This window comes from Pseudomonas sp. 2(2015), from assembly GCF_000955865.1.
GTDB lineage: Bacteria > Pseudomonadota > Gammaproteobacteria > Pseudomonadales > Pseudomonadaceae > Aquipseudomonas.
In genome coordinates this window covers 1-2,992 of sequence record NZ_JYOF01000047.1, presented here as the reverse complement: position 1 = coordinate 2,992, position 2,992 = coordinate 1, and the positions used below count along the sequence as shown (strand labels likewise).

At 57.4% G+C, this 2,992-nt stretch carries 4 protein-coding genes and 3 tRNA genes; all 7 read right to left on the bottom strand.

From position 1 onward, the window contains the following. Window positions 1–211: GTP-binding protein (locus UB48_RS26850; RefSeq protein ID WP_007952081.1), on the bottom strand; the 211-nt coding region annotated here is incomplete at its 3' end. Window positions 212–296: 85 nt separating this feature from the next. Further along, window positions 297–372: transfer RNA gene (locus tag UB48_RS26845), tRNA-Thr, on the bottom strand. 26 nt (window positions 373–398) lie between these two features. Beyond that, window positions 399–472: transfer RNA gene (locus tag UB48_RS26840), tRNA-Gly, on the bottom strand. Window positions 473–496: 24 nt separating this feature from the next. Continuing rightward, a tRNA-Tyr gene (locus UB48_RS26835) sits at window positions 497–580 on the bottom strand. A 152-nt stretch (window positions 581–732) separates the two neighbouring features. After that, complete coding sequence (locus UB48_RS26830; protein ID WP_045202405.1) at window positions 733–1,161, bottom strand: hypothetical protein; 429 nt, start codon at window positions 1,159–1,161, stop codon at window positions 733–735. 7 nt (window positions 1,162–1,168) lie between these two features. Then, window positions 1,169–1,915, bottom strand: coding sequence for a pantothenate kinase (locus tag UB48_RS26825; protein WP_045202403.1), 747 nt, complete (start codon window positions 1,913–1,915; stop codon window positions 1,169–1,171). After that, the gene (gene birA, locus UB48_RS26820; RefSeq protein WP_045202402.1) at window positions 1,905–2,864 is read right to left on the bottom strand and encodes a bifunctional biotin--[acetyl-CoA-carboxylase] ligase/biotin operon repressor BirA; all 960 of its coding nucleotides are present in this window, start codon (window positions 2,862–2,864) and stop codon (window positions 1,905–1,907) included. The genes UB48_RS26825 and birA overlap by 11 nt, the downstream gene beginning before the upstream one ends. Between the last annotated feature and the right edge of the window lie 128 nt (window positions 2,865–2,992).

Sequence of the window (2,992 nt, the reverse complement as noted above, 5' to 3'; positions counted from 1 at the left end):
TGTACTCGACGTGTGCGGTGTTAATGGTGATACCGCGAGCTTTCTCTTCTGGAGCGCTGTCGATCTTGTCGAATTCAACGACGGCCGAACCGAAAACTTCGGAGCAGACGCGGGTCAGCGCCGCAGTCAGCGTGGTCTTGCCATGGTCAACGTGACCAATGGTGCCGACGTTTACGTGCGGCAGACTACGATCGAACTTTTCCTTAGCCATCGAGACAATCCTCAGCAATAAGAAACAAGCAAGTCAATATGACCATTAAAACAAAGGCAGATATTTTCATATCTGCCTTGTTATATGGAGCTCTTGAGCGGATTTGAACCGCTGACCTCACCCTTACCAAGGGTGTGCTCTACCAACTGAGCTACAAGAGCGTAACACTGTGCAACAACAGCAAACCTGGAGCGGGTAGCGGGAATCGAACCCGCATCATCAGCTTGGAAGGCTGAGGTTCTACCACTAAACTATACCCGCGGAGCTTGCGGCTCTCGCTAAAACTGGTGGAGGGAGAAGGATTCGAACCTTCGAAGCTCTCGCAACGGATTTACAGTCCGTCCCCTTTGACCGCTCGGGAATCCCTCCAGAATTGGCCGGCATTCTATTCAGATACCGATCAAGTGTCAAGCGTTTTTTCAAATTTTTTCAATCAAATCTGAAACTTAGCTGCTTTGACACCGCTTCCAGCTCTACCACCTCAGTGGTGTTCCCTGTGAAGCGGGCGCCATTCTATCAAGCTATTCGCCAGTTGCAATACCCTCGCACAACATTATTTTATGTTTTAAGTCTTTGAAATCATGGGAAAGTGTCCCGAGCACGGTTTGGTCCAGCAAACGCTGGCTCTGGGGCGCAATCTGCAACCACAAACCCGTGCTGTCCCCCAGGCGGCCGGTCACTGGAGCAGCAGCGATATCCAGGGTCAGCAAGCGCTGACGCAGCGCTTTTAGCTGATCCTGGCCCACCAAGCCACCTACATAGAGGCACTCCTGGCCACGCTCGGGCGCAGTTTTACCCTTGCTCGACTCGCTCAGCAGACGAATATCCTGCTGATTTCCCTTGTACAGCGACAACGGCGCCACTTCCTTGGCCTTCAACGGCGCTTCCTGCTGGTGCCAGACGTAATAAAAGACGTTGAGCACCACCAACAACAGAAACAACCAACGCATAGGCACCTCAATCCAGGGGACAAGCCATGGCCAGGCCAACAAATACCAGGTCCGGAACCACCCGGGCCTGTGGAGCGGCCTTTTGCACCAGGAGCGCATCGCCCCCGGTCAGCAACACAGTGAAATCATCACCCCACAACTCATGGGCATGCTCAAGCTGCGAGCGGACAAAGCCCTGAAGCATGTGCACGCAGCCACGCTCTACCGCCTCGACGGTAGAACGCCCAGGGGCAAGGCTCGACAGTGCGCGCTCAGCGGAGGCATCGTCATAGCGGATGCGTCGGGTGTGGGTACGCAGCTGGCTACGCATCAACGGCATGCCCGGGCAGATGAAGCCACCCAGGTGCTCGCCGTCGGCCGAAACGAAGTCAGCCTTGGCCGCCGTACCGAAATCCATCACCAGACACGCGCCACGGGCCAAGTGAAAGCCGCCCAGCACCGCAAGCCAGCGATCCAGGCCGAGGCGCTGGTAATCTTCGTAGCCATTGCGTACGCCAGCGACCTCCCTGGCAGGCTGAGCCACCACGACGCTCAAGCCAAAATGCTGGGCGAGCAGCGCCGAAAGGCCAGCGGTCTCCTCCTCACTTCTGACACTGACCAGGCGGCAGCGCCGGGGCGCTGCAGGGAGCGCCGTGACGGCAGCCACCAGGGCCTGATCGGAGTCCACAATGCCGCCGGCAACAACGGCGCCCTCAGTAGCGCTGATGACTCGCCACTTGATAAAGCTGTTGCCACAATCGAGCTCAAGAATCATCACGCAACCTCAAACTGAGCTCACCACCGCTAAAGCTCTTTTCAACACCATCGACCTCGAGGCGCAGCGCCCCTTGCCGGTCAATGCCTAGAACAATTCCGTCAATCCGGTTGACTCCGGCAATCAAGGACACCGCAGCCCCCTGCCACAGATGGGATTGTTCCCACTCGGCCTGGAACGCGGCGAATCCGGATTGCCGATGGCGCTGCAGATCCTGCTGCAGGTTCTGACTGAGCGCAGCCACCAGTTTATTACGATCGACTGCCACCCCTGTCTCACGACGCACTGACGTCCACAACTGATCGATCTGCTCGTTGACCTGCATGTTGACGTTGATACCAATCCCCAGCACGACGTGACAGACGTCCGCAGGATCTCCGACCAGTTCCAGGAGGATACCGGCGATCTTCTGATTGTTTACCAGAACATCATTCGGCCATTTCAGTCCCGAGCCGGCAACACCAAAGGCCTGCAGCGTACGCATTACCGCCAGGCCAACCACCAGGCTCAGACCTTCCAGCTGGCGCATGCCGCCTTCAATACGCAGCACCAGGCTGTAATAGAGGTTTTCCGCGAATGGGCTGACCCACTGACGACCGCGTCGGCCGCGCCCCGCCGCCTGACGCTCAGCCAGCACCAGGAACGGCGCAGCCTGGCCTTCGCTGATTGAGCGCAGGGCCTGGGCATTGGTCGAGTCGATGGATTCGAATATCAATACTGGCCATTGTTCGCCCTGGGAAAGCTCGGCTATGGCCGATTCTTCCAGCAACGACAACGGCGTGGCCAACTGGTAGCCGCGGCCACGGACTTTATGAATGGGCAGGTTCAGCTCAGCCTCAAGAAGCTGTAATTGCTTCCAGACAGCGGCGCGACTGACGCCCAAGGCTGCGCCCAGGTCTTGCCCGGAATGGAACCGGCCATCCTTGAGGAGCTTCAACAACTTCAGCATGCCAATCTCGACTCACAATGAGGAGGGCATGATAGCCATGCAGGTGGGGATTGCATAGAAAACTGAGCTGTAGGAATGGCCCTCTGTGGTCACCGCCCGCAGAGGAAACAGCCAGAAAGACAAAACCC

Bases quoted from the DNA above. Each gene is read 5' to 3' on its own strand.
- UB48_RS26830 (WP_045202405.1), bottom strand. From the start codon at position 1,161: ATGCGTTGGTTGTTTCTGTTGTTGGTGGTGCTCAACGTCTTTTATTAC.
- birA (WP_045202402.1), bottom strand. From the start codon at position 2,864: ATGCTGAAGTTGTTGAAGCTCCTCAAGGATGGCCGGTTCCATTCCGGG.
- UB48_RS26825 (WP_045202403.1), bottom strand. From the start codon at position 1,915: ATGATTCTTGAGCTCGATTGTGGCAACAGCTTTATCAAGTGGCGAGTC.